This window comes from Rhodococcus sp. 1163 (assembly GCF_002091985.1).
GTDB lineage: Bacteria > Actinomycetota > Actinomycetes > Mycobacteriales > Mycobacteriaceae > Rhodococcoides.
The window spans coordinates 190,998-216,698 of the sequence record NZ_MKKX01000038.1 but is presented as its reverse complement, the minus strand read 5'-3'; the positions used below and the strand labels follow the sequence as shown (position 1 = coordinate 216,698).

26 protein-coding genes are annotated in these 25,701 nt (G+C 61.3%); 19 read left to right on the top strand and 7 right to left on the bottom strand.

Annotated features, from left to right (window positions below; genetic code table 11):
* Positions 1 to 46 precede the first annotated feature (46 nt).
* Complete coding sequence (locus BJD99_RS18715; protein ID WP_084348674.1) at positions 47 to 592, top strand: dihydrofolate reductase family protein; 546 nt, start codon at positions 47 to 49, stop codon at positions 590 to 592.
* Between the two features lie 3 nt (positions 593 to 595).
* Here the strand turns inward: BJD99_RS18715 and BJD99_RS18710 are convergent, their stop codons facing one another.
* On the bottom strand, positions 596 to 781 hold the full coding sequence (locus BJD99_RS18710) for a hypothetical protein (RefSeq protein WP_084348673.1): 186 nt from the start codon (positions 779 to 781) through the stop codon (positions 596 to 598).
* Between the two features lie 157 nt (positions 782 to 938).
* On the opposite strand from BJD99_RS18710, the gene BJD99_RS18705 reads away from it, so the two are divergent.
* The 18 genes from BJD99_RS18705 (at position 939) to BJD99_RS18620 (ending at position 18,944) form a co-directional block, all read left to right on the top strand.
* Positions 939 to 1,358: a response regulator transcription factor gene (locus BJD99_RS18705; RefSeq protein ID WP_084348672.1), complete on the top strand. Its 420-nt coding sequence runs from the start codon at positions 939 to 941 to the stop codon at positions 1,356 to 1,358.
* A gap of 124 nt (positions 1,359 to 1,482) precedes the next feature.
* The gene (locus tag BJD99_RS18700; protein WP_084348671.1) at positions 1,483 to 1,842 is read left to right on the top strand and encodes an NADH-quinone oxidoreductase subunit A; all 360 of its coding nucleotides are present in this window, start codon (positions 1,483 to 1,485) and stop codon (positions 1,840 to 1,842) included.
* 61 nt (positions 1,843 to 1,903) lie between these two features.
* Entirely contained in the window at positions 1,904 to 2,458 is a 555-nt protein-coding gene (locus BJD99_RS18695; protein ID WP_084348670.1) for an NADH-quinone oxidoreductase subunit B family protein, read from the top strand.
* A 17-nt stretch (positions 2,459 to 2,475) separates the two neighbouring features.
* Positions 2,476 to 3,108, top strand: coding sequence for an NADH-quinone oxidoreductase subunit C (locus BJD99_RS18690; RefSeq protein WP_256895951.1), 633 nt, complete (start codon positions 2,476 to 2,478; stop codon positions 3,106 to 3,108).
* Positions 3,108 to 4,409 (top strand): NADH dehydrogenase (quinone) subunit D, encoded by a 1,302-nt coding sequence (gene nuoD, locus BJD99_RS18685; protein ID WP_084348668.1) that lies wholly within the window; start codon positions 3,108 to 3,110, stop codon positions 4,407 to 4,409. Before BJD99_RS18690 ends, nuoD begins: the two co-directional genes overlap by 1 nt.
* Complete coding sequence (nuoE, locus tag BJD99_RS18680) at positions 4,406 to 5,233, top strand: NADH-quinone oxidoreductase subunit NuoE (RefSeq protein ID WP_084348667.1); 828 nt, start codon at positions 4,406 to 4,408, stop codon at positions 5,231 to 5,233. Before nuoD ends, nuoE begins: the two co-directional genes overlap by 4 nt.
* A 1-nt stretch (position 5,234) precedes the next feature.
* Entirely contained in the window at positions 5,235 to 6,533 is a 1,299-nt protein-coding gene (gene nuoF, locus BJD99_RS18675; protein WP_179142410.1) for an NADH-quinone oxidoreductase subunit NuoF, read from the top strand.
* On the top strand, positions 6,530 to 8,920 hold the full coding sequence (locus BJD99_RS18670) for an NADH-quinone oxidoreductase subunit G (protein WP_084348665.1): 2,391 nt from the start codon (positions 6,530 to 6,532) through the stop codon (positions 8,918 to 8,920). Before nuoF ends, BJD99_RS18670 begins: the two co-directional genes overlap by 4 nt.
* Positions 8,921 to 10,174: an NADH-quinone oxidoreductase subunit NuoH gene (gene nuoH / locus BJD99_RS18665; protein ID WP_084348664.1), complete on the top strand. Its 1,254-nt coding sequence runs from the start codon at positions 8,921 to 8,923 to the stop codon at positions 10,172 to 10,174.
* Positions 10,167 to 10,670, top strand: coding sequence for an NADH-quinone oxidoreductase subunit NuoI (nuoI, locus tag BJD99_RS18660; RefSeq protein ID WP_084348663.1), 504 nt, complete (start codon positions 10,167 to 10,169; stop codon positions 10,668 to 10,670). The genes nuoH and nuoI overlap by 8 nt, the downstream gene beginning before the upstream one ends.
* On the top strand, positions 10,667 to 11,386 hold the full coding sequence (locus BJD99_RS18655) for an NADH-quinone oxidoreductase subunit J (RefSeq protein ID WP_084348662.1): 720 nt from the start codon (positions 10,667 to 10,669) through the stop codon (positions 11,384 to 11,386). The genes nuoI and BJD99_RS18655 overlap by 4 nt, the downstream gene beginning before the upstream one ends.
* On the top strand, positions 11,383 to 11,682 hold the full coding sequence (gene nuoK, locus BJD99_RS18650) for an NADH-quinone oxidoreductase subunit NuoK (protein WP_084348661.1): 300 nt from the start codon (positions 11,383 to 11,385) through the stop codon (positions 11,680 to 11,682). Before BJD99_RS18655 ends, nuoK begins: the two co-directional genes overlap by 4 nt.
* A gap of 1 nt (position 11,683) precedes the next feature.
* Complete coding sequence (gene nuoL / locus BJD99_RS18645; RefSeq protein ID WP_084348660.1) at positions 11,684 to 13,555, top strand: NADH-quinone oxidoreductase subunit L; 1,872 nt, start codon at positions 11,684 to 11,686, stop codon at positions 13,553 to 13,555.
* Complete coding sequence (locus tag BJD99_RS18640) at positions 13,552 to 15,117, top strand: NADH-quinone oxidoreductase subunit M (RefSeq protein WP_084348956.1); 1,566 nt, start codon at positions 13,552 to 13,554, stop codon at positions 15,115 to 15,117. The genes nuoL and BJD99_RS18640 overlap by 4 nt, the downstream gene beginning before the upstream one ends.
* A complete protein-coding gene (gene nuoN / locus BJD99_RS18635) occupies positions 15,114 to 16,721 on the top strand; it encodes an NADH-quinone oxidoreductase subunit NuoN (protein WP_084348659.1) in 1,608 nt (535 codons plus the stop codon). Before BJD99_RS18640 ends, nuoN begins: the two co-directional genes overlap by 4 nt.
* Positions 16,722 to 16,760: 39 nt before the next feature.
* Complete coding sequence (locus BJD99_RS18630; protein ID WP_084348658.1) at positions 16,761 to 17,723, top strand: endonuclease/exonuclease/phosphatase family protein; 963 nt, start codon at positions 16,761 to 16,763, stop codon at positions 17,721 to 17,723.
* Positions 17,724 to 17,787: 64 nt separating this feature from the next.
* On the top strand, positions 17,788 to 17,985 hold the full coding sequence (locus BJD99_RS18625) for a hypothetical protein (protein WP_084348657.1): 198 nt from the start codon (positions 17,788 to 17,790) through the stop codon (positions 17,983 to 17,985).
* 215 nt (positions 17,986 to 18,200) lie between these two features.
* Positions 18,201 to 18,944 carry a polyprenol monophosphomannose synthase gene (locus tag BJD99_RS18620; RefSeq protein WP_084348955.1) on the top strand — a complete coding sequence of 248 codons (744 nt, stop codon included), beginning with the start codon at positions 18,201 to 18,203 and terminating at the stop codon, positions 18,942 to 18,944.
* On the opposite strand, the gene BJD99_RS18615 is transcribed toward BJD99_RS18620, so the two are convergent.
* From BJD99_RS18615 to BJD99_RS18590, 6 genes are all read right to left on the bottom strand, one after another.
* Positions 18,918 to 19,403 (bottom strand): hypothetical protein, encoded by a 486-nt coding sequence (locus tag BJD99_RS18615; RefSeq protein ID WP_084348656.1) that lies wholly within the window; start codon positions 19,401 to 19,403, stop codon positions 18,918 to 18,920. The two genes, BJD99_RS18620 and BJD99_RS18615, sit on opposite strands and share 27 nt — an antisense overlap.
* A gap of 100 nt (positions 19,404 to 19,503) precedes the next feature.
* Positions 19,504 to 20,175: a 1-acyl-sn-glycerol-3-phosphate acyltransferase gene (locus BJD99_RS18610; protein WP_084348954.1), complete on the bottom strand. Its 672-nt coding sequence runs from the start codon at positions 20,173 to 20,175 to the stop codon at positions 19,504 to 19,506.
* Positions 20,176 to 20,276: 101 nt separating this feature from the next.
* A complete protein-coding gene (locus tag BJD99_RS18605; protein ID WP_179142409.1) occupies positions 20,277 to 21,677 on the bottom strand; it encodes a pitrilysin family protein in 1,401 nt (466 codons plus the stop codon).
* Positions 21,631 to 23,883: a polyribonucleotide nucleotidyltransferase gene (locus BJD99_RS18600; RefSeq protein ID WP_084348952.1), complete on the bottom strand. Its 2,253-nt coding sequence runs from the start codon at positions 23,881 to 23,883 to the stop codon at positions 21,631 to 21,633. The genes BJD99_RS18605 and BJD99_RS18600 overlap by 47 nt, the downstream gene beginning before the upstream one ends.
* 355 nt (positions 23,884 to 24,238) lie before the next feature.
* Positions 24,239 to 24,508 carry a 30S ribosomal protein S15 gene (gene rpsO / locus BJD99_RS18595; RefSeq protein ID WP_084348655.1) on the bottom strand — a complete coding sequence of 90 codons (270 nt, stop codon included), beginning with the start codon at positions 24,506 to 24,508 and terminating at the stop codon, positions 24,239 to 24,241.
* Between the two features lie 115 nt (positions 24,509 to 24,623).
* Positions 24,624 to 25,595 carry a bifunctional riboflavin kinase/FAD synthetase gene (locus BJD99_RS18590; protein WP_084348654.1) on the bottom strand — a complete coding sequence of 324 codons (972 nt, stop codon included), beginning with the start codon at positions 25,593 to 25,595 and terminating at the stop codon, positions 24,624 to 24,626.
* Positions 25,596 to 25,701 lie beyond the last annotated feature (106 nt).

Below are 25,701 nucleotides of genomic sequence, written 5' to 3'. Positions count from 1 at the left end.
CAGGTCGAACGAGAAGAGCCCGGACAACCACGAAAAGAGAGCACCCATGCGCATGCTGACAGCAGGTCTGTTTCATTCTGTCGACGGAGTGGTCGAGTCCCCCGATCAATGGCAGTTCGATAGTTTCGACGAAGAAATGGGAGGTTTGCTGGGGGCGATGATCGAACGAGTGGACACCGTGATTCTCGGACGAGTCGGCTACGAGCAGTGGTCGGGTTCTTGGCCGACCGCAGGGGACGAGGACGGCTTCGGAGGCTTCATCAACTCGGTCCCCAAGCATGTCGCTTCCAGGACGCTCACCGGTCCGCTCGACTGGAAGAATGCCTCACTCATCGACGGGGATCTCGATGACTTCGTGCGCGATCTGAAGGCATCGGAAGGAGGAGAGATCGCCGTGGTCGGCGGCATTTCGATCGTGCGCCACCTGTTCTTCGCTGGACTCCTCGACTCCCTGACGTTGATGACGCACCCCGTGATCGCCGGTTCGGGTCGAAAGATGTTCGAACCCGGTGACCCGCTCACCAAGCTCGAGTTGCGGAGCTTGCGCAGGACATCCAAGGGCAACGCGATTCTGGAGTATGCGAGAGCCTGATCCTCAGGCCCGACAGACTCTCAGCAGTGCAGCGACATCCGTGCGATCGAGGCCCTTGGGGGGTGGATCCTGCAGGAGAATCTCTCGCAATCGGGCCATGAAGCTCTGCCGACTCACACCGAACTCGGTCAGCACGTCCTCGGTCGGACCGAAGACGTGCGGAGATTGTGGAACGTGCTGATCCTGCATCGAAGTTCCTTTCGGCCGCCTGTCGCTCAGTGGCGACTCTGTTCGACGGTCTATCCCTCGACAAGCGAGGAACGTTACACTTCCATCCCAAGTGGAACGCTGTCGGAACCGTGAATCGCCCACGGCTCCTGCGTGCCCGGTCGTAGCATCAGATCCCGTGACCCCTGCTCTCCGCATTCTCGTGTACAGCAGCAACTCCGACACGCGCACGTATGTGACGACGGCTATCGGCACACACCCGAAAGCGACGCTCGGAGCCTTCGACTATCTCGAAGTCGCATCGGCCCCGATGGTGATCCACTATCTGGACGCCGGGGGCATCGACCTCGCCATCCTCGACGGGGAGTCAGCGCCGGCCGGGGGAATGGGAGTGGCGAAGCAACTGCGGGACGAGCTCGCGCACTGTCCACCGTTGGTGGTTCTGACCGGCCGACCGGACGACAGATGGTTGGCAGATTGGTCCGGTGCCGACGCCGCAGTGTCACATCCACTGGACCCGTTCGTCTTGACGGAAACGGTCGTGAAACTACTCGAAAACCTACCGAAAGTGCCACCGTCCCAAACTTTTCCCGCGTAGTGGACCCGACACCCTTTCCGCACAGTCCGAAACCGAGACACGTCGGGGCATCACACCGGTAGGCTGTGTTTCAGCTCACATTCCTACAGGCTGCCCACAAGGCATGCACGGAGGCGCGAACAGCATGAACGAGTACATTCCCATCCTTGTCCTCGGCGCTGTCGCCGTCGCCTTCGCTCTCGTCTCCGTCGTCATCGCCGCGGTAGTCGGCCCGAAGCGGTACAACAGGGCGAAGATGGATGCCTACGAATGCGGTATCGAGCCGACAGCGCAACCGATGGGCGCAGGTCGCTACCCCGTCAAGTTCTATCTGACAGCAATGCTGTTCATCATTTTCGACATCGAAATCGTCTTTCTCTATCCCTGGGCCGTGCATTTCGACGCACTCGGCGTATTCGGGCTTGCCGCAATGGGACTGTTCGTCGTCAGCGCTGCAGTCGCCTACGCCTACGAATGGCGTCGCGGCGGGCTCAGCTGGGATTAGGTTCGCCACTTTCAGAAACGTTTCGCCACTTTCAGAAACCTTTGGATCGGAAGGGTCAGATATGGGTCTCGAAGAGAAGCTACCGAGTGGCTTCCTGCTGAGTACGGTCGAAGGCCTCGCCGGATACGTCAGGAAAGGCTCACTCTGGCCCGCGACATTCGGTCTCGCCTGCTGCGCAATCGAAATGATGGCCACCAGTTCCGGCCGATTCGATATCGCCCGATTCGGTATGGAGGCATTTCGTGCCTCCCCGCGGCAGGCAGACCTGATGATCGTCGCCGGCCGCGTCAGCCAGAAGATGGCGCCCGTGCTGCGGCAGATCTACGATCAGATGGCTGAGCCGAAATGGGTTCTGGCCATGGGAGTATGCGCGTCCTCGGGCGGGATGTTCAACAACTACGCGATCGTCCAAGGCGTCGACCATGTGGTTCCGGTGGACATCTACCTGCCCGGGTGCCCACCCAGACCGGAAATGTTGCTCGATGCAATCCTCGAACTGCACAAGAAAATACAGGAGATGCCGCTCGGGGTGAACCGCGAAACGGTCGCCCGCGCAGCGGAAGCCGCCGCATTGGCGTCGACACCTACTTTCGAACTCAAGGGGTTGCTGCGGTGACGTCCGATCGACGTGGAATGTTCGGGGCGAAGGGTACCGGTGACACATCCGGGTATGGGAGGTTGGTGCCGCCTACGCTGCTGCGGGAGAGCACATCCCGTCCCTACGGCGGGTATTTCGATGCGATTGCCGATGAATTGGAGCGCGCACTCCCCCGGCTGGACACGACGTTCGACGAAGCAGTGGAAGCGGTCGTGGTCTTCCGCGGCCAGCTCACCCTGCACATTCGACGCGAACACCTTCTCGCGGTGGCGACCACCCTTCGGAACGAGCCGGAACTTCGATTCGAACTGTGCCTGGGCGTCAGTGGCGTCCACTATCCCCAGCAGGTCGACCGAGAACTGCACGCGGTATTTCCGCTGATGTCGATAACCCACAATCGTCGAATTCGACTCGAAGTAACGGTCTCGGATGTCGATCCGCACCTGCCGTCGCTGGTCGAGATCTATCCGACCGACGACTGGCACGAACGCGAAACCTACGACTTCTTCGGAATCGAATTCGACGGTCACCCTTCGTTGACTCGAATTCAGATGCCCGACGACTGGGAAGGCCATCCGCAACGCAAGGACTATCCACTCGGAGGAATCCCGGTCGAGTACAAGGGTGCGAACATTCCTCCGCCGGACCAACGACGGGGGTACAAGTGATGAGCGAACGATCGTTGACCGTCTCTGGGCAGGACTGGGACGACATAGTCGCTGCTGCAGCAGAATCGGCCGCAGGCGCCTCCGAGGAACGCATCGTCGTCAACATGGGGCCACAGCACCCCTCGACGCACGGGGTGCTTCGCTTGATTCTCGAGATCGAAGCCGAAACCGTGACCGAAGCGCGATGCGGAATCGGCTACCTGCACACCGGAATCGAAAAGAATCTCGAATTTCGAAATTGGACGCAGGGCGTCACCTTCGTGACCAGGATGGACTATTTGTCCCCCTTCTTCAACGAAACTGCGTACTGTCTCGGTGTCGAAAAGCTTCTCGATATCACCGAGGAAATACCCGAACGTGCGACCGTCGTCCGGGTTCTGTTGATGGAACTCAATCGCATCTCTTCTCACCTCGTCGCTCTGGCCACTGGCGGAATGGAATTGGGTGCAGTTACGGCGATGCTGTTCGGGTTTCGTGAGCGCGAGTTGATTCTCGACGTATTCGAGATGATCACCGGATTGCGGATGAACCACGCGTTCATTCGACCCGGTGGACTCGCCCAGGATCTACCCGAAGACGCGGTGGCGAAAGTGCGAGAGTTGCTGAAAACTCTGCCTGTTCGCCTCCGTGACATGTCGAATCTGCTCAACGAGAATTCGATCTGGAAGGCCAGGACCAAAGGGATCGGTTATCTCGACCTGACGGGCTGTATGGCTCTCGGAATCACCGGTCCGATGCTTCGCTCCACCGGCCTCCCTCATGACCTCCGCGTCTCCGAACCCTATTGCGGATATGAGAACTACGAATTCGAGGTGTGCACGGACACCGGTTGCGATGCCTACGGTCGATACCTCGTGCGTATCGACGAGATGAAGGAATCGCTCAAGATTGCCGAACAGTGCCTCGACCGGCTTCGACCAGGGCCGATCATGGTGGATGACAAGAAAATAGCGTGGCCTGCCGATCTTTCCGTCGGACCGGACGGCCTAGGCAATTCTGCCGAACACGTCCGCGAGATCATGGATACCTCGATGGAATCGTTGATCCACCATTTCAAACTCGTCACCGAGGGCTTTCGGGTCCCACCGGGTCAGGTGTATGTCGCAGTCGAATCGCCGCGCGGTGAGCTCGGCGTCCACATGGTCAGCGACGGTGGTACGAGACCGTTTCGGGTGCACTACCGAGATCCGTCCTTCACCAACCTGCAAGCGGTTGCAGCCACCTGCGAGGGCGGCATGGTCGCCGATGTCATCGCTGCTGTGGCAAGTATCGACCCGGTGATGGGGGGTGTGGACCGATGAGCGAACCCGTCTACGTGCAACTGACCACCCGCGCGGCCCAGTACCCACCGGACACAGCGGCTCGGTTGTCGCTGGATGCGGACAGGATCGTCGCGAGGTACACCCCGCCCGGGGATGTCGACCCGGAGATGGCCCGGTCGGCACTTCTTCCGCTTCTGCATCTGGTCCAGGCCGAGGACGGGTACGTCACTCCGACGGGTATCGAGTTCTGCGCACATCGGCTTGGCCTGACCGGCGCCGAAGTCACCGCAGTAGCGACTTTCTACTCCATGTATCGGCGCGAACCGACCGGTGACTATCTGGTGGGAGTGTGTACCAACACGTTGTGCGCGGTGATGGGCGGCGATGCCATCCTCGAAGCTCTGGAGGACCACCCCGGAGGCGTCGACGACCCCATCACGTTGACTCACATAGAATGCAACGCTGCCTGCGACTACGCACCGGTAGTGATGGTCAACTGGGAATTCTTCGACAATCAGACTCCCGAATCTGCGCGCACCCTTCTCGACGACTTGCGTTCGGGCCGCGAGGTCGTTCCGAGCCGAGGTGCATCGCTCTGCACGTTCCGGGAGACCGAGCGAATCCTTGCGGGTTTTCCCGACGAACGCCCCGGTGCAGTAGAGGCCGGTGGTACTGCGGGCGGCCCGACCCTCGCCGGCCTGCGGGTCGCACGCGCACTGTCGATGACCGCCCCGACGGCGCACGAACCCTCGGACGAGGGTGCGGCGCCCCTCGGGTCGACGGATGCTGCCGCAGCGGAAACGACCAAGAACAAGCCCGCGCCTGCACCTGGCGAATCAGTACCTCCCGAGAAGGGAAAGTGACGTGCCTCTCACTCCGGTTCTGAGCGACTACTGGGACGATCAGCAATCGTGGACCCTGGAAACTTATCTGCGCCACGGCGGCTACGAGGGTCTGCGTAGAGCGCTGTCGATGCCCGAGGACGACGTCATCGCCACGGTCAAGGATTCCGGTCTTCGAGGTCGCGGCGGTGCAGGCTTTCCGACGGGAATGAAGTGGAGTTTCATACCGCAGGAGGACGGTAAGGCGCACTACCTGGTGGTCAACGCGGACGAGTCGGAGCCCGGGACTTGTAAGGACATGCCGCTGCTCTTGGCGACACCGCAGGTGTTGCTCGAGGGAATCGTCATCGCTTCCTACGCAATTCGGGCGCATCGTGCGTACATCTACGTTCGCGGCGAGGTGGTTCCGGTACTGCGGAGACTGCATGCCGCCGTTGCCGAGGCCTACGCGGCGGGATATCTGGGACGCGACATCTTGGGAAGCGGTTTCGATCTCGAGGTGATCGTGCACGCCGGCGCCGGCGCCTATATCTGCGGCGAGGAGACTGCTCAATTGGATTCGCTCGAAGGCAAACGCGGGCAGCCGCGCCTCCGACCACCGTTTCCTGCCGTCGCCGGTCTCTACGCGCGTCCGACTGTGGTGAACAACGTCGAGTCGATCGCCAGCGTTCCCGCCGTCCTACGCAACGGCGTCGACTGGTTTAGGTCGATGGGGACCGAAAAGTCGCCGGGTTTCACCCTGTACTCGTTGTCGGGCCACGTCACCCAACCCGGCCAGTACGAGGCTCCGCTCGGAATCACCTTGCGCGAGTTGCTCGGTTACGCGGGCGGAGTCCGCGCGGGGCACACGCTGAAGTTCTGGACACCGGGTGGGTCCTCGACACCGATATTCACCGACGAACACCTCGACGTCGCCTTGGACTACGAAGGTGTGGGCGCCGCCGGTTCGATGCTCGGAACCAAAGCGCTGCAGATCTTCGACGAAACCACCTGTGTGGTCCGAGCGGTGAGACGATGGACGGAGTTCTATGCGCACGAGTCCTGCGGCAAGTGCACGCCATGCAGGGAGGGCACCTACTGGCTGGTCGGGATCTACGCGCGGCTCGAGACCGGGCAGGGCACACTCGCCGACCTCGACACCCTGCTCGACGTCTCCGACAGCATCCTCGGCAAGGCGTTCTGCGCGCTCGGCGACGGCGCAGTCAGTCCGATCACGTCCTCGCTGAAGTACTTTCGCGACGAATACCTCGAACACCTGGGTAAGCCGTGCCCGTTCGACCCACATCGTTCGACCCTGATGGCGGGAGCGCTCACCTCATGACCACCGCAACGGAGACTGTGACGGTCAGCATCGACGGTATCGAGGTCCGTGTGCCTGCAGGCACGTTGGTCATTCGAGCTGCTGAACTGAGCGGAATCCAGATCCCCCGATTTTGCGATCACCCGCTGCTCGAGCCGGTAGGCGCGTGCCGTCAGTGTCTCGTCGAGGTGGAAGGTCAACGTAAGTTGCTCACCTCGTGCACCACCACGGTGACCGAGGGCATGGTGATCCATACCCAGCAGAGCTCTCCCGTAGCAGCCAAGGCGCAGCGAGGTGTCATGGAGCTACTGCTCATCAACCACCCGCTCGATTGCCCGGTCTGCGACAAGGGCGGTGAGTGTCCGCTACAGAACCAGGCGATGTCCGCCGGCCGTTCCGAGTCCAGATTCATCGAGGTCAAACGCACTTTCCAGAAGCCGATACCGCTGTCCTCGCAAGTGCTGCTCGATCGTGAACGGTGTGTGCTGTGCGCACGGTGTACTCGCTTCTCTCAGCAGATAGCCGGGGACCCCTTCATCGAGTTACTCGAGCGCGGCGCGCTGGAACAGGTCGGAATCTACGAGAACGAACCGTTCGAATCCTATTTTTCGGGCAACACCGTTCAGGTGTGTCCCGTCGGTGCGCTCACCGGCGCTGCATATCGCTTCCGAGCACGCCCCTACGACCTGGTCTCCACGCCCAGCACCTGCGAGCATTGCGCGAGCGGGTGCGCCCAGCGCACCGACCACCGTCGCGGAAAAGTGCTGCGCCGCTTGGCCGGTGACGATCCGGCAGTGAACGAGGAATGGAACTGCGACAAGGGCCGCTGGGCATTCGCGTACGCAACCGAACGCGACCGACTCACCACTCCCCTGGTTCGAGATATCAACGGCGCGTTGGAACCGGCGTCGTGGTCGGAGGCTCTGGCAGTGGCTGCTCGTGGCCTGGCCACGGCCGGACGTGACGTAGGAGTTCTCGTCGGCGGTAGGGTGACCCACGAAGACGCGTACGCATACTCGAAGTTCACTCGAATCGTGCTGGACAACAACAACATCGACTTCCGAGCGCGGGCCCATTCGGTGGAGGAAAGCGAATTCCTTGCTGCATGCGTCGCCGGGCAGTCGTTGGCGGTGACGTACGAAAACCTCGAGCATGCGCCCGCAGTTCTCCTGCTCGCATTCGAGCCGGAAGAGGAATCACCGATCGTATTCCTGCGTTTGCGCAAAGCCGTGCGAACCCGTGGCCAACAAGTGGTCTCGATCGCGCCGTATGCGTCCGCAGGCGTGAAAAAGCTTGGCGCCCAGCTATTACAGTGCGTTCCGGCCGACGAGGTCGGGGTACTCGAGGCACTGTCGAACAGCAAAGAGGGCGACCTCTTCCGTCAGGCCGGCGCAGTCGTGATCGTCGGCGAACGACTCGCGAGTACACCCGGCGGACTGTCGGCAGCTCTCCGTTTCGCGGAGTCGACGGGCGCGAAACTGGCCTGGATTCCCCGTCGAGCGGGTGATCGCGGCGCTGTCGAGGCCGGCGCGCTGCCGAATATGTTGCCGGGCGGGCGACCAGTGATCGATCAGGCGGCTCGGGCAGAGATGGCCGACATGTGGGGTGCGAGCGGGCTACCCGCTGCCGTCGGACTCGGCTCGAGCGAGCTACTCGACGCAGTATCCACTCGGTCCCTTCGTGCGCTCGTGATCGGCGGCGTCGAACTGGCAGATCTGCCCGACCCTGCCGCAGCTGCCGTAGCGGTCGACAATGCGTCGTTCGTCGTCAGTCTCGAAATTCGAGCCAGCGACGTCACCGAGCGGGCCGATGTCGTATTCCCCGTCGCGACGGTGGCAGAGAAGGCCGGGACATTCCTCGATTGGGAGGGACGGGCACGGCCGTTCGAGGCGGCACTGACCGACGTTCGGGCTCTGCCGGACAGTCGGGTTCTCCATGCTCTGGCCGCCGAAATGGGAATCGACCTCGGCACCCCCGATGTCGCGACCATCAGAGCCGAGATTGCGGCCTTGTCGACGTGGAAGGGTGAGCCGGCGTCGCCGCCGGACCATCATGCCGCTCTCGATGAGCCCCGTATTGCGGGCATCGGCGAAGCGGTCCTGACGACCTGGCGGATGCTCCTCGATTCGGGACGAATGCAGGACGGGGAACCGCACCTGGCCGGTACCGCACGTCGACCCGTCGTGCGGCTTTCGGTCGGGACTGCGCGGGAGATTTCGGTCGTCGACGGCGATCTCGTCACAGTCCGATCGGGGAGGGGCACGGTGACACTTCCGTTGACGATCACCGATATGCCCGATCGGGTGGTGTGGGTCCCGATGCGTTCTGCCGGATCCCACGTGTACACCCAGTTGGGATCCGGCACCGGAACCGTCGTGCGTATCGAAGCAGCGAACGAGGTGATGTAGGTGATTCCCGGAATCGGACTCGACCCCTGGTGGCTCGTGATCGCCAAAGCGTTGGCCATCTTCGTCTTCCTCATCCTGACACCGTTGATGGCAATTCTCATCGAACGGAAGGTGATGGCGCGCATGCAGATGCGCGTCGGACCGAACCGGGTCGGACCTGGCGGCATACTGCAGAGTTTGGCCGACGGCGTGAAGCTGGCCCTCAAGGAAGGGATCGTCCCCAAGGGCGTCGACAAACCGATCTACCTGCTGGCGCCGGTCATTGCCGCCGTCCCGGCATTCATGGCATTCGCGGTCATACCGTTCGGCCCCGAAGTCTCGATCTTCGGCCGCACAACACCGCTCCAGCTCACCGACCTACCCGTCGGGGTGCTGTACATCCTGGCTGTCACGTCGGTGGGTGTGTACGGAATCGTGCTGGCCGGATGGTCGTCCGGCTCCACGTACCCTCTCCTCGGCGGACTTCGGTCCACCGCTCAGGTCATTTCGTACGAGATTGCGATGGGGTTGTCTTTCACCGCCGTGTTCCTCCATGCGGGCACCATGTCGACGTCGGGAATCGTGGCAGCACAATCGAACACGTGGTACATCTTCCTGCTGTTCCCATCGTTTCTCATCTATCTGACATCGATGGTCGGCGAAACCAACCGTGCCCCTTTCGATCTTCCCGAAGCCGAAGGTGAGCTGGTGGGCGGCTTCCACACCGAATACTCCTCGCTCAACTTCGCGATGTTCATGCTCGCCGAATACGTCAACATGGTCACTGTGTCGGCTCTCGCGACGACCTTGTTCCTCGGCGGTTGGCATGCACCCTTCCCCCTGAACCTGTGGGACGGCGCGAATTCCGGTTGGTGGCCCGTGCTGTGGTTCACCCTCAAGGTGTGGGGATTCCTGTTCTTGTTCATCTGGCTCCGCGCGACCCTTCCGCGACTTCGATACGACCAGTTCATGAATCTCGGTTGGAAGGTCCTGATTCCGGTGTCCCTGGTATGGATCATGCTCGTCGCGACGGTCCGCGCTTTGCGAATCGAAGGCTACCGATCGTGGACGGTCGCATTGTTCGTCGCAGGCGCAGTAGTTGCCGCCCTCGCCGTCGTCGCTCTTGTGCGGCGGCGGCGACGCAAGCCGTCACCGCCGCCACCGACCGAGGCCGCTAGTCCTCCACCGTTCGATCCGATGGCCGGCGGCTTCCCGGTACCACCGATGCCAGGACAGCATCTTCCGACCGATGACAAGGAGCGAAGCGATGCCTGAATTTCTAGGTCCCGTAGCCGGATTCGGCGTGACGTTTGCGACGATGTTCAAAAAGCCGGTCACCGAGTTCTACCCGGAGGAAAAGGTTCCGACCGCGCGTCGCTACCACGGTCGGCATCAACTCAATCGGTACGCCGACGGGCTCGAGAAGTGCATCGGTTGCGAACTGTGTGCCTGGGCGTGCCCGGCCGATGCGATCTACGTCGAAGGCGCCGACAACACCGAGGAGGAGCGATTCTCTCCTGGTGAGCGGTACGGCCAGGTGTATCAAATCAACTATCTGCGCTGCATCGGATGCGGGTTGTGCATCGAAGCGTGTCCGACGAGGGCATTGACGATGACCAACGAATACGAACTCGCGGACGACAACAGAGCGGATCTGATCTACGAGAAGGACCGCCTGTTGGCACCATTGGAGCCTGGGATGGAACCGGCCCCTCACCCTATGGCCGACAATGCAACGGCCGCGGACTACTACCGCGGCACGATCCAGTGACCACATCGACCGCCGAGGCCGTCCAATTCTGGCTGCTCGGTGGGCTTGCCATTCTCGGGGCACTCGCGATGGTGTGCGCCTCCAAAGCAGTGTATTCGGCTCTTTTTCTGGCCGTGACGATGATCATCCTTGCCATCTTCTATATCGCTCAGGGAGCGCTCTTCCTCGGTGTCGTCCAAATAGTCGTCTACACCGGCGCAGTGATGATGCTGTTCTTGTTCGTCCTGATGCTCGTCGGTGTCGATTCCGCAGACTCGTTGGTCGAGACATTGACCGGGCAGCGCCCTGCCGCCATCGCGGCGGGAATCGGGTTCGGCCTCGTACTGATCGGCGCTATCGGCAACGCATCGGTGGAGTCGGGCAGACCCGACTTTCTCGGACTCGACGAAGCGAATTCGGGTGGCAATGTCGAGGGCCTGGCCGAGCTCATCTTCATCCGCTACCTCTGGGCTTTCGAATTGACTGGCGCACTACTGATCATCGCGACGGTCGGTGCAATGGTGCTGGCCCATCGAGAGCACTTTCACCCCCGCAAGGGCCAACGGGCGTTGTCCGAGCAGCGATTCCGCGACGGCACACACGTCACGCCCATGCCCAGCCCCGGCGTGTATGCCAGGCACAATGCCGTCGATTGGCCGGCGCGGTTGCCGGACGGATCACCGTCGGAGCTCTCGATCAACCCGATGCACCGTGGACACCGAGGTGAGGCGCCATGAATCCGGAGAACTATCTGTACCTCGCCGTGTTGCTCTTCACGATCGGCGCTGCGGGAGTACTGCTTCGGCGCAACGCAATCGTGGTCTTCATGTGTATCGAGTTGATGCTCAACGCTGCCAATCTCGCGTTCGTGACCTTCGCCCGCATGCACGGCAATCTCGACGGTCAGGTGTTCGCGTTCTTCACCATGGTCGTTGCCGCTGCAGAAGTCGTCGTGGGGCTCGCGATCATCATGACGATTTTTCGTACTCGCCGATCTGCCTCTGTCGACGACGCGAATCTGCTGAAGTACTGATATGTGGCTACTACCGACCCTCCCGTTACTGGGCGCGGCCATCCTGCTGCTGTGCGGGCGGCGCGCAGACCGATGGGGACATATCTTCGGCACGGCCGTGGCGTCGGCGTCGTTCGTCGTCGGGGTCATCTTCTTCGTGGAGATGCTCGGCCGAAGCGCCGAGGACCGCGCCGTGAGCCAGACCTTGTTCAGGTGGATTCCCGTTGCCGACCTGCAGGTCGATTTCGGTCTGCAACTCGATCAGTTGTCGATGTGTTTCGTATTGCTCATCACGGGGGTGGGTTCACTCATCCATATCTACGCGATCGGTTACATGCGCGAAGACCCCGATCGTCGACGATTCTTCGCATACCTCAATCTCTTCCTGGCCGCGATGCTCTTGCTCGTCATGGCCGACAACTTCCTCGGCTTGTACGTCGGGTGGGAGGGTGTGGGCCTCGCGTCGTATCTACTCATCGGATTCTGGCAGTACAAGCCCTCGGCTGCAGCAGCAGCGAAAAAGGCGTTCGTCGTCAATCGCGTCGGTGACATCGGATTGATGATCGCGTTGATGATCATGTTCTCCACGTTCGGTGGCGTGTCCTTTTCCGAGGTCCTGACGGGGACAGATGCGGCGAGCGAGTCGACGCTGACCGCACTCGGTTTGGTACTGCTCCTTGCGGCGTGTGGAAAGTCGGCCCAGGTGCCGCTTCAATCCTGGCTCGGCGACGCCATGGAAGGGCCGACCCCGGTGTCGGCACTCATCCACGCGGCCACGATGGTGACAGCAGGTGTGTACCTGATCATTCGGTCGGGGCCGATCTTCACCGCAGCCCCGACCGCTCAGACCGCGGTCGTCATCGTAGGCGCGGTGACGCTTGTGTTCGGTGCGATCATCGGGTGCGCCAAGGACGACATCAAGAAGGCGTTGGCCGCATCGACGATGAGCCAGATCGGGTACATGGTGCTCGCCGCCGGACTCGGCCCGGCCGGATACACGTTCGCGATCATGCTCCTACTGGCACACGGTTTCTTCAAGGCCGGTCTCTTCCTCGGTGCCGGGTCCGTCATGCACGGTATGAACGACGAGGTCGACATGCGCCGATACGGGGCGCTGCGGAAGTCGATGCCGATCACCTTCGTGACGTTCGGCCTCGGCTACCTCGCCATCATCGGTGTTCCACCTTTCTCCGGCTTCTTCGCCAAGGACAAGATCATCGAGGTCGCCTTCGGTGCGGGTGGTGCGGCCGGCGTCGTGCTCGGCGTCGTCACCCTGTTCGGAGCTGGTCTGACGGCGTTCTACATGACGCGGGTGATGCTGATGACTTTCTTCGGCACTGCGCGGTGGTCCCCCGACGCACACCCGCACGAGTCGCCTTCGGTGATGACCGGTCCGATGGTCGTTCTCGCGATAGGGTCGGTCGGCGCGGGGGCGCTGTTGACCCTCGGAGGATCGTTGACGTCATGGTTGGAGCCGGTCTTCGGCGAAGTCGAAGAGTCACACACACTTCCGGCCTGGCTGGTGACGTCCATGGCGCTTGCTGTCGTCGCGGTCGGAGTACTCGTGGCGTACGTCCGCTATGCACGATCGCCGATACCGACCACAGCGCCTGAATCGGTCTCGATGGTGACGACGGCGGCACGACGGGATCTGTACGGCGACGCCTTCAACGAGGCCGCTCTGATGCGTCCCGGCCAGAGGATCACCCAGGCCACGAAGGTATTCGACGACACCGCAATCGACGGCGCCACCGTCGCTCTCGGGTCCATCATCGGAGCGGTATCGACCCGAATCCGCCGCGTGCAAACCGGTTTCGTACGTACCTACGCGCTCACGATGTTGCTCGGCACGGCTGTGTTTCTCGCGATGATGGTGGCGGTGATGGTGTGGTGAATTCCTTTCCTTGGTTGACGACATTGTGGGTGTTGCCGATCATCGGTGCGGCAGCTGCGCTTGCCATGCCGAAAGCACGGGCAGGGTGGGCGAAAGTAGTGGCGCTCGTGGCGTCGCTGCTCACACTCTTCGTCGCCGTAGTCGTGGCGGTTCGGTTCGAGCCTGGAGGCGCAAGGTACCAGTTCGTCGAATCCCATTCGTGGATCGAGGCATTCGGTGCCCGCTACGAGCTGGGGGTCGATGGTATTGCCGTGGTGCTGATCCTCCTGACCGCTGTTCTGCTGCCACTGCTTCTGGTTGCCGGGTGGAACGACCCACGGATCGGACGGTCGGCACACCTTTACGTTGCGCTGATTCTCGCTGTCGAATCGATGGTGTTGATGTCGTTCAGTGCCCTCGACATTTTGCTGTTCTACGTATTCTTCGAGGCGATGCTCATTCCGATGTACTTCCTCATCGGTGGGTTCGGCGGCAAGCACCGAGCATCCGCAGCAGTGAAATTCCTGTTGTACAACCTCCTGGGTGGACTCGTCATGCTCGCGGCCGTCGTCGGGTTGTACGTCGGTACAGGCACATTCGGCTTTCGAGAGATAGCTGCTTCCGCGGCAGCCGGCGATCTCGGAATGTCGCCTGGACTGCTCAATGCACTGTTCCTCGGCTTCATGTTCGCCTTCGCTGTGAAAGCCCCACTGTGGCCGTTCCATTCGTGGCTGCCGGGAGCCGCAGTCGAATCGACACCTGCAACGGCGGTGTTGATGATGGCCGTCGTGGACAAAGTCGGAACATTCGGCATGCTCCGATACTGTCTACAACTCTTTCCCGATGCGTCGACGTATTTCGCACCGTTCGTCGTGACGCTGGCAGTGATCGGAATCGTCTACGGCGCAATCCTTGCCATCGCTTCGACGGATGTCATGCGGTTGATCGCCTACACCTCGATCTCGCACTTCGGCTTCATCATCCTCGGGATCTTCGCTATGACCAGTCAGGGCCAGACCGGTTCGACGCTCTACATGGTCAATCACGGAATCTCCACGGCCGCATTGTTCCTCGTCGCCGGATTTCTGGTGTCGCGACGCGGCACTCGCGCGATCGACAGCTACGGCGGAATCCAGAAAGTCGCACCCGTCCTCGCCGGCACCTTTCTCATTGCCGGTCTGGCGACTCTTTCGCTCCCCGGGCTGGCGCCCTTCGTCAGCGAATTCCTGGTACTGATCGGAACGTTCACCCGCTACCAGGTTGCGGCAGTCGTCGCGACGTCAGCGCTCGTTCTGTCTGCCGTCTACATTCTGTGGCTCTATCAACGGGTCATGACCGGTCCACTCGAAAAGAAGAACGCCGATGTGCACGACCTGGTTCCACGCGAGCTGGCCGTGATGGTGCCCTTGATAACGCTTCTGATCGTGTTGGGGCTGTACCCGAAACCGATCCTCGACATAATCTCGCCCGCGGTAGCGACGACGGTGACCTCGGTCGAGTCCGACGATCTCACCGCTGACGGACAGGGTCTCACCGCTGACCAACAGGGTTTCATCGCTGACGAACAGGCAGGAATCAGATGACCGGTGACGCAGTTGTGGTGGCCCCGAGTATCGAATACAGCCAGCTTGCGCCGATGCTCATCATCTTCGGTGTCGCGGTTCTCGGAGTCCTCGTGGAAGCATTTCTTCCCAGGTCCGCCCGATATCCGGCGCATGTCGCGCTCGCTATCGGTGGTATCGGCGCGGCTCTGGTAGCGGTTGTCGTGCTTGCGTTGTCCTTGGACGGAAGCGATTCCGCCGGCAGCCTTGCCATGATGGGTTCGGTAGTCATCGACCGCCCGGCATTGTTCTTGCAGGGAACCCTGCTGTTGATCGCGATCCCTTCGGTATTACTGATCGCCGAGCGAAGGGTCGAACCGAGCCTGGGCACCGCGCCCAAGAATGCGCCACCACGTGCGGATTCCTTTGCGCCACAAGCCTCGACTGTTCCAGGGTCACTTGCCGAGCGCCAAGCAACGCAAGCCGGCGTCGCCCAGACCGAAGTGTTCCCGCTGACGATGTTCGCGTTGGGGGGCATGCTACTGTTCCCAGCTTCGAACGATCTGTTGACCATGTTCGTTGCCCTCGAGGTCTTGTCGCTTCCGCTCTATCTTCTCTGCGGCCTCGCCCGGCGAAGGCGTTTACTGTCACAGGAAGCGGCCTTGAAGTACTTTCTTCTGGGCGCATTCTCTTCGGCCTTCTTCCTGTTCGGATCGGCGTTGCTGTACGGGTACGCAGGCTCCGTCACACTGGGTGATATCGGTGATGCTGTATCCGCAGGCACCGGGAACGACGCCCTGGCGGTACTCGGTACCGCACTGGTGGGGGTCGGTCTCCTGTTCAAGATCGGTGCGATTCCTTTTCATTCGTGGATCCCCGACGTCTATCAGGGCGCGCCGACGCCGATCACTGCATTCATGGCGGCAGCGACGAAGGTCGCCGCGTTCGGCGCTATGACCAGAGTCTTCTACGTAGCGCTACCGGATCTCCGTTCCGAGTGGCGACCCGCGCTATGGGCTGTGGCAATCGCAACGATGCTGATCGGTGCCATCCTGGCGGTGACACAGACCGACATCAAACGCATGCTTGCGTATTCGTCGATTACGCACGCCGGCTTCATTCTGACCGGACTCGTCGCCGTCGACGCCGCCGGACTGTCCTCGACGCTGTTCTACCTGTTCGTCTACGGATTCAGCACTGTCGCGGCATTTGCAGTGGTCACGGTTGTTCGTGACGAGTCCGGTGAGGTCGGCGACATCTCACGCTGGGCGGGCTTGGGCAAACAGTCACCGTTGCTCGCCGGTGTCTTCGCACTGTTGTTACTTGCGTTCGCCGGCATTCCATTGACCAGTGGATTTTTCGGAAAGTTCGCTGTCTTTCAGGCAGCTGCGCAGGGTGGCGCAGCGCCACTCGTCGTGGTTGGGGTCGTGAGCAGCGCCATTGCTGCGGTGTTCTATATCCGGGTGATCGTGCTGATGTTCTTCTCCGAGCCGGATTCCACCGATAGCAGCCGAGCGACTGTAGTGACTCCGAGTGTTGCTACCACCTTGACGATCGGAATCGGTGTGGGCGCCACTGTCGTCTTCGGTATTCTTCCCGGCCCGCTGCTCGACCTGGCAGACCGAGCAGCGGTCTTCCTGAGCTAGGGCGGTGTACGCGCACACGGTGCGGTTAGGATCCGCACAATGCGGACAATAGTTACAAGATTGGTGGCAGGGCTCTGCCTGTCGATCTCGGTGTTGGGGTTACTTGCCTACTTTTCACGGGTCGACAACCGATATGTCGTGGCCCTCGCATCGTTCACACCATTCCTTCTCTCCGTGTCGGTGATCGGCGCTGTGGTTGCCGCATTCGGACGACGATGGATCCTCTTCGCAGCGTCGGCGGCTGCTCTCGCGACGGGAGTCGCGCTTTTCGCTCCCTTGTACGTCCCCGGTTCGACCGCCGCAGCATCGGAGGATTCCACTGGCCCGGCACTGCGAGTCATGCAGTCGAACCTCATGCTCGGGCTGGCCGATCCCGATCAGATCGTCCGTGAAGTGATCGATCGTGATATCGACATCCTTACCGTCCAAGAACTCACGAGCAACGCCCTGAGTGGCCTCGACGCCGCGGGTCTGGAAGATCTGCTGCCCTACAAGTTCACCCGACCCACCCCCGAAGGTGGAGGCGGCGCCGGCATCTACAGCCGCTTCCCACTCGAGAACGAACGAGAACTACCTACATTCCTGCTGTGGAACCTGTCCACCGACATCGACGTCGGCACCGGCCCACCCATCCGGGTGTACTCGGTGCACCCGGTACCGCCATACCCGTCCCCCACACCGGTATGGGCCTCGGAAATGCAACTGCTGAAGCAAGAGGTGACGGCGTCCGCGGAGCTACCGCGAGTGATAGTGAGCGGCGACTTCAACTCGACCTGGTCGCACAGCAGGTTTCGAGACATCGTAGATGTGGGCTACACCGACGCAGCAGAAAGCACCGGCGGCGGTGTGATCCCTACGTATCCCACAGACAAGGCCTACCCTGCACTCGTCGGAATCGATCACATCCTCAGCCGCGGCATGCAGGCGACATCTCTCGAACGGATCACTGTCGACGGCACCGACCATCACGGAATCGTCGCCGAACTGAAAACGACCGGTTAGCCCCGACCCCTGAAGAAGCACTTGCGATTGTTGTCGACGGCACCGTTGAGTGCATGATGAACCCATGAGTTCGAATGATCTCTTCGGAGGACCCAAACGGCTGCTGATCGTCGTCGCAGTGGTTGTCGCGGTGACAGTTCTCGCTGCGATCGTCACCTTGATCGTGCGGCAGATACTCGGCCCACCCGAAGGGCCTTCCCCATACGACACCCCCGAATCTATGTCGTATGTACTGCAGATCACCTCACCTTCCCCGCTGTGACCTGAGCCGGTGAAAACTGCACCGCCAACTTTCTTGATACGTCCGATTCGACCGGGGAGTACGAGGCAGCGACGCGATAGCTAGCGAATGGCAGTCCGCGAGGGTGAAAGAGATCGACACCGACTACGCCGCTCCTGCTCTCCGATCCGGCGTGTTCACCGACGTTGGACGACTGTGATTTGGTTCTTGCTACCCCGATCACGGATCATACGAGCGTGACTTATCCAAGCGTCGCCCCGAAGACAACCGTTGTCGTACCCACGTACAACGAGCGCGAGAACCTTCCCAAGCTGGTGGGACTGCTCGCGGATCTGGGCATAGAGAATCTGCACGTTCTCGTCGTGGACGACAACTCACCGGATGGGACCGGCAAGGTTGCCGACGAACTGGCCGAGAACGGCCCGCTCCCCCTTGCTGTTCTGCATCGCACCGAGAAGAACGGGCTCGGCCGCGCCTACGTCGCAGGTATGTCCAAAGCGTTGGACGACGGGGCGGACATCGTCATACAGATGGATGCCGATCTGTCCCATCCGACCGAAGTGATACCGGCAATGATCGAGACACTGACCACCACAGACGCTGCGGTGGTGCTCGGGTCGCGATATGTGCCAGGCGGTGAAGTGGCGAGCGACTGGCCCTGGCACCGGAAGGCTCTCTCGGCTTGGGCGAACTTCTACGTCAACACAATTCTGCGCCTGAAAGTCAAAGACGCGACGGCAGGCTTCAAGGCTTGGCATGCGAAGACACTTCGGGCAATCGACGTCTCCTCGGTCGAAAGCAACGGTTATGCCTTCCAGGTGGAGATGAACTACCGCACCGTCCGACGCGGACTGAAAATCGCCGAGGTGCCGATCAAGTTCGAGGAGCGCAGCGACGGCGAATCGAAGATGAGCCTGGCAGTACAACTCGAATCGGCACTGGTGCCGTGGAAGCTACTCGCCGGCCGGGCACGCCGCTGACGTAAGCCCAGCAAGTCCGACCAGTGCGCAGGCATTGTCGCGGCTGAGCTTCCACACCCCGTTCTCGGCCACGAAGATCATCGTCGTCGGGTTCGGCTGGCCACCGATAGTCAATGTTGCCCCAGCATTGAGTGTTCCATCGCCTAGATCGTCGACGCCGGTAATTTCTACGGTTGCATCGTTCGTGACTGCTGCAGAGACGACTTGGTCGATCAATGAGGGATCCTCTTCCGCACCCTGAATGAAGACAGCCTTCTCTGCCGATGGAACCGCTGGATCGAAGCCCCGCTTCAGTTCCTCGTTCAGATCTGCCGCCGACGGAACCGGCGGATACGCGGACGCTGTGGGAATGACCACGGATGGAGCCGAAGGGCTCTTGTCGTCACCGCCATCACTACATCCGCAGACGAGAGCGGTCACGGCTGCAACAAGAACGAAAGGCCCAATGGTGAGTTTCATTCACCGAAACTAGCGCAGCAATGGTCGAATGTACTGATAGGCAGCATGATTCACAGAGTCGTCACCGAGGATTCTCACCAGCGTCTTACATACTGTTCGATCAGGTAGCCTTCGCGGCGGCAGCGTAGATGTCCACGTACTCCTGCCCGGACATCTTCATGAGCGAGTACATGACCTCGTCTGTCGCGGATCGAACTACCGCTCGATGTGTTGCATGCTCGCTGTACCGCGAGAAATCCAACGGTTCGCCGAACCGCACGACAATCTTCGATGGGTGCCACCGCCTTGTTCCGACCGGATTGAACTTCTCGGTTCCGAACATCACGACAGGAATCACGGGCGCACCGAGCTCGAGGGCAACCCGCGCCATTCCAGTCTTGCCCTTGTACAGCCGGCCGTCCGGCGAGCGGGTCCCCTCGGGATAGATGGCCCAGATGCCGTTGTCGGACAATATCTTCCGCGCGGCTTCGAGTGCAGGCTCTCCCGCACCGCTCCCCGACCGATCGATGGGAACCTGTCCGGCGCTGGTATAGAACCAGCGAATGAGGCGACCCTTGATCCCATGACCCGAGAAGTATTCACTCTTGGCGACGAATTTGATCCGACGAGGCACGACGAGAACCAGAAAGAACGAATCCACCACGGTGAGGTGATTCCCGGCCAGAATCACCGGACCAGTGGAAGGTAGGTTGTGGCCGCCCTCGATCCGAGGTCGCCCGAGGACCCTCAATACCGGCCCGATCAGAACGTACTTGAAGATCCAATACCACACGAGATCCACTCACCTTCCGTCGGGCAGGTCCCTGGCCAGGGGAATTGATGCAGTCGCCGCCGTTTTCTACTGTGACATCGTCTCTCGGCGGCGACTACACCTCAACGTACGAGTGACTTGACCGAGGCCGGTAGTTGGCGAACGCTCTTGTACGGTCCGACGACGGCTGCCCCGAACGGCCTCGACAGAAGCACCCGAGCAACCTCGCGAACCTCGTCGTTGGTGACCTGATCGATCCGTGCGAGTGTGTCGGTGATGTCGTGATGGTTGCCGTAGTTGAGTTCGCTTCGTCCGATGCGGTTCATTCGCGATCCAGAATCTTCCAGTCCTAAAACCAAACCGCCACGCAAAGAGCCTTTCGCCCTGGCGCACTCGTCGTCACTGATTCCGTCGGAGGCAACGCTTGCGAGGACTTCACGCACAACCGTCGTCACTTCCGCAAGATTCTCCGGTTGGCATCCCGCATATACCGAGAACGCGCCCGAGTCCGAGAAAGTATCGACCGAGGAGTACACCGAATACGCCAACCCTCGTTCCTCGCGAATCTCCTGAAACAAACGCGAGGACAAACCGCCGCCGACAGCGGTGTTCAGGACCGACAGTGCCCACCGATGACCCTCGTGTCGACCGAACGCCCGAACTCCGAGCGACAGGTGCGCTTGCTCACTGTCCCGAGCGATGAATCTCAATTCGGGCCGAGTACGCAACCGCATTCCGCCTTCACGCCGAGGCACCGAGGTGACTCCCGACTCGAGGTGCCCGGCGAATGCGCGCTTGGCCATGGCGACGGTTCGGCGATGATCGACATTTCCCGCCACCGCGACGACCATGCGCTCCGGTGTGTAACGACGCGTATGAAACGACCGCAGCTGAGATCTAGTCATCGCCTCGATCGACTCGACGGTTCCGATCACCGGTCGCCCGACGGGATGATCGCCGAACATGGCTTCGAGGAACAGATCTCCCAGCAGGTCTTCGGGATCGTCGTCGCGCATCGATATCTCCTCGAGCACCACTTGACGCTCCACATCGACATCGGCTGTGCGACAACGCCCCCGCAGGACCACGTCGCTGACCAAGTCGATGGCCATGCCGAGGTCCTCATCGAGCACGTGCGCATAGAAGCACGTACTTTCCTTCGAGGTGAACGCGTTGAGTTCGCCGCCCACGCCATCCATCACTTGAGCGATCTCGAGTGCTGATCGTGTGGGCGTCGACTTGAACAACAGGTGTTCGAGAAAGTGCGCTGCACCGGCAACGCTGGGCTGTTCGTCGCGCGAACCGACACCGACCCAGACACCGACGGACGCCGAACGTACGCCGGGAACGAATTCGGTGACTACGCGAAGACCACCGGGCAGCGTTGTTCGCCGAACGCCCTGCGACTGCTCGGTGTGATCCGAAACGGCCGAACGGTACGTCCCGAGGGGACGTACCGTTCGGTCCTGAGTCTTCTTACTCAGCGGGTGGCTCCGTCGGGACGTCGACTGCCACAGCGGCATTGTCGTCCTCGACCGGCACGAGGCTGATCTTGCCGCGGTTGTCGATGTCGGCGATCTCGACGCGAAGCTTCGACCCGACGCTGACGACATCTTCGACCTTGTTGATCCGCTTGCCGCTACCCAGCTTGGAGATGTGAACCAGGCCGTCGCGACCCGGGAGCAACGAGACGAATGCACCGAAAGCTGTTGTCTTGACAACAGTTCCGAGGAAACGCTCGCCGACCTTCGGCAGCTGCGGATTGGCAATGGCGTTGATCATATCGATCGCAGCCTGCGCGGACGGGCCGTCCGCTGCACCGACGTAGACAGTGCCGTCATCTTCGATGGAGATGTTGGCACCGGTCTGCTCGGTGATCGAGTTGATCATCTTGCCCTTGGGTCCGATGACCTCGCCGATCTTGTCGACGGGGACCTTGATCGCCGTGACACGAGGCGCGAAGGGACTCATCTCGTCGGGGGTGTCGATGGCTTCCGCCATGACCTCGAGGATCGTCGTACGAGCATCCTTGGCCTGCGACAGTGCGCCGGCGAGGACCTTCGACGGAATCCCGTCGAGCTTCGTGTCGAGCTGGAGCGCCGTGACGAAGTCCTTGGTTCCGGCGACCTTGAAGTCCATGTCGCCGAAAGCATCTTCGGCACCGAGGATGTCGGTGAGCGCAACGTAGCGAGTCTCTCCGTCGACCTCGTCGGATACGAGACCCATGGCGATACCGGCAACCGGTGCACGCAACGGCACACCGGCGTTGAGCAGCGACAGAGTCGCGGCACATACCGAGCCCATCGACGTCGAGCCGTTGGAGCTCAGTGCCTCGGATACCTGACGGATTGCATACGGGAACTCTGCCTGGCTCGGGAGCACCGGCAACAGTGCACGCTCGGCGAGCGCTCCGTGTCCGATCTCGCGACGCTTCGGCGAACCGACGCGTCCCGTTTCACCGGTCGAGTACGGCGGGAAGTTGTAATGATGCATGTAACGCTTGCTGGTCTCGGGCCCGAGGGAGTCGATCTGCTGGGCCATCTTGACCATGTCCAGCGTCGTGATGCCCAAGATCTGGGTCTCGCCACGCTCGAACAGTGCGCTGCCGTGTGTGCGCGGAACGATCGCGACCTCTGCCGACAACGAACGGATGTCGGTGACACCGCGGCCGTCGATACGGAAGTGATCGGTCAGGATCCGCTGGCGGACAGACTTCTTGGTGAGGGCGCGGAACGCGGCGCCGATCTCCTTCTCGCGGCCTTCGAACTTGTCGGAAACCTGCGCGAGGATCTGAGCCTTGACCTCGTCGAGCTTGGCCTCACGCTCAGCCTTGCCTGCGATGGTCAATGCCTCGTTCAGCGGAATCTTCGCAGCGGACTCGACGGCCTCGAAGACGTCCGACTGGTACGGCGGGAACACCGGGTAGTCGCCGGTCGGCTTGGAAGCATTGGCTGCCAGTTCCTGCTGCGCGGTGCACAGAGCAGCGATGAACGGCTTGGATGCTTCGATGCCCTCGGCAACGACTGCCTCGTTGGGGGCGGTGGCGCCACCTTCGATGAGTTCGATGACGTTCTCGGTTGCTTCTGCCTCGACCATCATGATCGCAACATCGGCGTCAGCACCCGAGCCCGAGACGATGCGGCCGGCGACGACCATGTTGAACACGGCCTTCTCGAGCTGCTCGTTGGTGGGGAATGCAACCCACTGCTTCCCGATCAGAGCGACGCGGACGCCACCGATCGGGCCGGAGAACGGCAGGCCGGCGATCTGTGTGGACGCAGACGCAGCGTTGATCGCGACGACGTCGTAGAGGTCCGCGGGATTGAGGCTCAGGACCGTGATGACGACCTGGATCTCGTTGCGGAGTCCGTCGACGAACGTCGGACGCAGTGGGCGGTCGATGAGGCGGCAGGTCAGGATCGCGTCCGTCGACGGGCGACCTTCGCGCCGGAAGAACGATCCGGGAATGCGTCCTGCTGCGTACATGCGCTCTTCGACATCCACCGTCAGTGGGAAGAAGTCGAATCCTTCGCGGGGGTGCTTGCCTGCCGTGGTGGCCGACAGCAACATCGTGTCTTCGTCGAGGTACGCCGCGACAGCGCCTGCTGCCTGCTGCGCGAGCCGACCGGTCTCGAATCGGATCGTTCGCTTGCCGAATGTACCGTTGTCGATGATGGCGGTAGCTTCGAAGATGCCTTCTTCGGCATCCAACGTTGTGGTTTCGGTCATTCTTTTCTTCTCGTCCTCTCGTCTTTGCCGTGTCCACTGAACCTTCTGTCGGCTCCTCGGGAACCTCGTGTTCCTTCGAACTCCGACAGCGGTGCGAGCGGAGGCGGCCATCGATCGAAGCCGGCCGGACACTTGCCCGACAGGCCACTACCGAAGACCGACGCCACGTCGTCTCAGGCACACACGGCGGTATGCGAATACCCATGCACTCGCAGTGTTGCTGGTCTATCTGTACTTCGGGTCATACAACTTCGGGTCATACACAGATAGCCAACGAGGACAGTCTAAGCACTGCCTCGTTGGCTTCTGCACTATTGCGGTGACCGCGCACTCGAGCGGGCACGTCGACGTCGAACTAGCGACGCAGACCCAAACGCTCGATCAGCGAGCGGTAACGGGTGACGTCCACCTTGGCGATGTACTTGAGCAGGCGACGACGACGTCCGACCAGCAGCAACAGGCCGCGGCGGGAGTGGTGGTCATGCTTGTGCATCTTCAGGTGCTCGGTGAGATCGACGATGCGCTTGGTGAGCATCGCGACCTGAGCCTCGGGTGAACCCGTATCGGTCGGGTGCAAGCCGTACTCGCCGAGAACGGTCTTCTTCTGTTCGGTGGTCAATGCCACTGGTACTACTCCTGATCACTGACGTCCGCGTGAAAGGGAATTCGAGTGATCTCGCATGCGAGATACCGAATCGGGTGCAGCCACCACGGACCGCAGCATGCACCAACGTAGAAGACTACCAGGACTGCAGTTGCGACAGAATCGACCGGGCCCGATCGGAGTCTCGTCCCATTTCCGCGATCAAATCGTCGACCGAATCGAACTTCTCCATCCCTCGGAGTCTTTCGACGAAATCCACTGCCACATGCTGGCCGTACAGGTCCGCGTTGCTGTCGAGAACGAAGGCTTCCACGGTGCGCGTCCGCCCCGAGAACGTGGGGTTGGTCCCGACGGACACCGCTGCCGGTTGCCGTTTGCCCGGCGTCACGGTCCCGATCATCTCGCCAGGACCGAGGACGGTGAACCAGGCTGCGTACACGCCATCGGCGGGAATCGCCGAATGCATGGGGGGTGCCACGTTCGCGGTTGGGTAGCCCAGCTGGCGACCTCTGCCGTCGCCGTGCACGACGACACCTTCCACCCGATGCGAACGACCGAGTGCCAGCGCAGCCGCAGCGACATCGCCGGCATCGACGCACGAGCGAATGTAGGTGGACGAGAACGTGACCGCATGCTCTGCGAGAAGGCTGACGCCGTCGACCGCGAAACCGAATCGCTCGCCGACTGCACGAAGCAGATCCACATTGCCCAACGCCTTCTTGCCGAACGTGAAGTTGTCCCCCACGACCACCTCGGCGACGTGAAGTCGCTCGACCAGAATCTCGTGGACGTAGCGCTCCGGGGTGAGCTTCATCAGCTCGGGCGTGAACGGCATGACGAAAAACACGTCGACACCGAGTTCCTCGGCCAGCTCTGCCCGTCGGGTAAGCGTCGTCAGTTGCGCCGGATGCGTTCCAGGCCGGACCACTTCCATGGGGTGCGGATCGAATGTCATGAGCACACTGGGAATGCCGCGCTCCCGCGCAGACTTCACCGCACGGCTGATCAATTGCGCGTGCCCCCTGTGCACGCCATCGAAAACTCCGATCGTGAGAACACAACGGCCCCAGTCGGCAGGTACATCGTCGAGACCTCGCCATCTCTGCACGAGGGGAAGCCTACGGGCCGTCGAGTTCGGGGTCACTTCCGGATCGGTGTGTCGCTCGACTCAGGTGTAGACAAATGTCTCGGGGTTCTGTCAATATTTCGGTGTG

Excerpts from the sequence above, each read along its gene's own strand:
- BJD99_RS18715 (WP_084348674.1), top strand. The coding sequence starts at position 47 with ATGCGCATGCTGACAGCAGGTCTGTTTCATTCTGTCGACGGAGTGGTC.
- BJD99_RS18710 (WP_084348673.1), bottom strand. The coding sequence starts at position 781 with ATGCAGGATCAGCACGTTCCACAATCTCCGCACGTCTTCGGTCCGACC.
- BJD99_RS18700 (WP_084348671.1), top strand. The coding sequence starts at position 1,483 with ATGAACGAGTACATTCCCATCCTTGTCCTCGGCGCTGTCGCCGTCGCC.
- BJD99_RS18695 (WP_084348670.1), top strand. The coding sequence starts at position 1,904 with ATGGGTCTCGAAGAGAAGCTACCGAGTGGCTTCCTGCTGAGTACGGTC.
- BJD99_RS18690 (WP_256895951.1), top strand. The coding sequence starts at position 2,476 with ATGTTCGGGGCGAAGGGTACCGGTGACACATCCGGGTATGGGAGGTTG.
- nuoD (WP_084348668.1), top strand. The coding sequence starts at position 3,108 with ATGAGCGAACGATCGTTGACCGTCTCTGGGCAGGACTGGGACGACATA.
- nuoE (WP_084348667.1), top strand. The coding sequence starts at position 4,406 with ATGAGCGAACCCGTCTACGTGCAACTGACCACCCGCGCGGCCCAGTAC.
- BJD99_RS18670 (WP_084348665.1), top strand. The coding sequence starts at position 6,530 with ATGACCACCGCAACGGAGACTGTGACGGTCAGCATCGACGGTATCGAG.
- nuoI (WP_084348663.1), top strand. The coding sequence starts at position 10,167 with ATGCCTGAATTTCTAGGTCCCGTAGCCGGATTCGGCGTGACGTTTGCG.
- nuoK (WP_084348661.1), top strand. The coding sequence starts at position 11,383 with ATGAATCCGGAGAACTATCTGTACCTCGCCGTGTTGCTCTTCACGATC.
- nuoL (WP_084348660.1), top strand. The coding sequence starts at position 11,684 with ATGTGGCTACTACCGACCCTCCCGTTACTGGGCGCGGCCATCCTGCTG.
- nuoN (WP_084348659.1), top strand. The coding sequence starts at position 15,114 with ATGACCGGTGACGCAGTTGTGGTGGCCCCGAGTATCGAATACAGCCAG.
- BJD99_RS18630 (WP_084348658.1), top strand. The coding sequence starts at position 16,761 with ATGCGGACAATAGTTACAAGATTGGTGGCAGGGCTCTGCCTGTCGATC.
- BJD99_RS18625 (WP_084348657.1), top strand. The coding sequence starts at position 17,788 with ATGAGTTCGAATGATCTCTTCGGAGGACCCAAACGGCTGCTGATCGTC.
- BJD99_RS18615 (WP_084348656.1), bottom strand. The coding sequence starts at position 19,403 with ATGAAACTCACCATTGGGCCTTTCGTTCTTGTTGCAGCCGTGACCGCT.
- BJD99_RS18605 (WP_179142409.1), bottom strand. The coding sequence starts at position 21,677 with ATGCCGCTGTGGCAGTCGACGTCCCGACGGAGCCACCCGCTGAGTAAG.
- BJD99_RS18600 (WP_084348952.1), bottom strand. The coding sequence starts at position 23,883 with ATGACCGAAACCACAACGTTGGATGCCGAAGAAGGCATCTTCGAAGCT.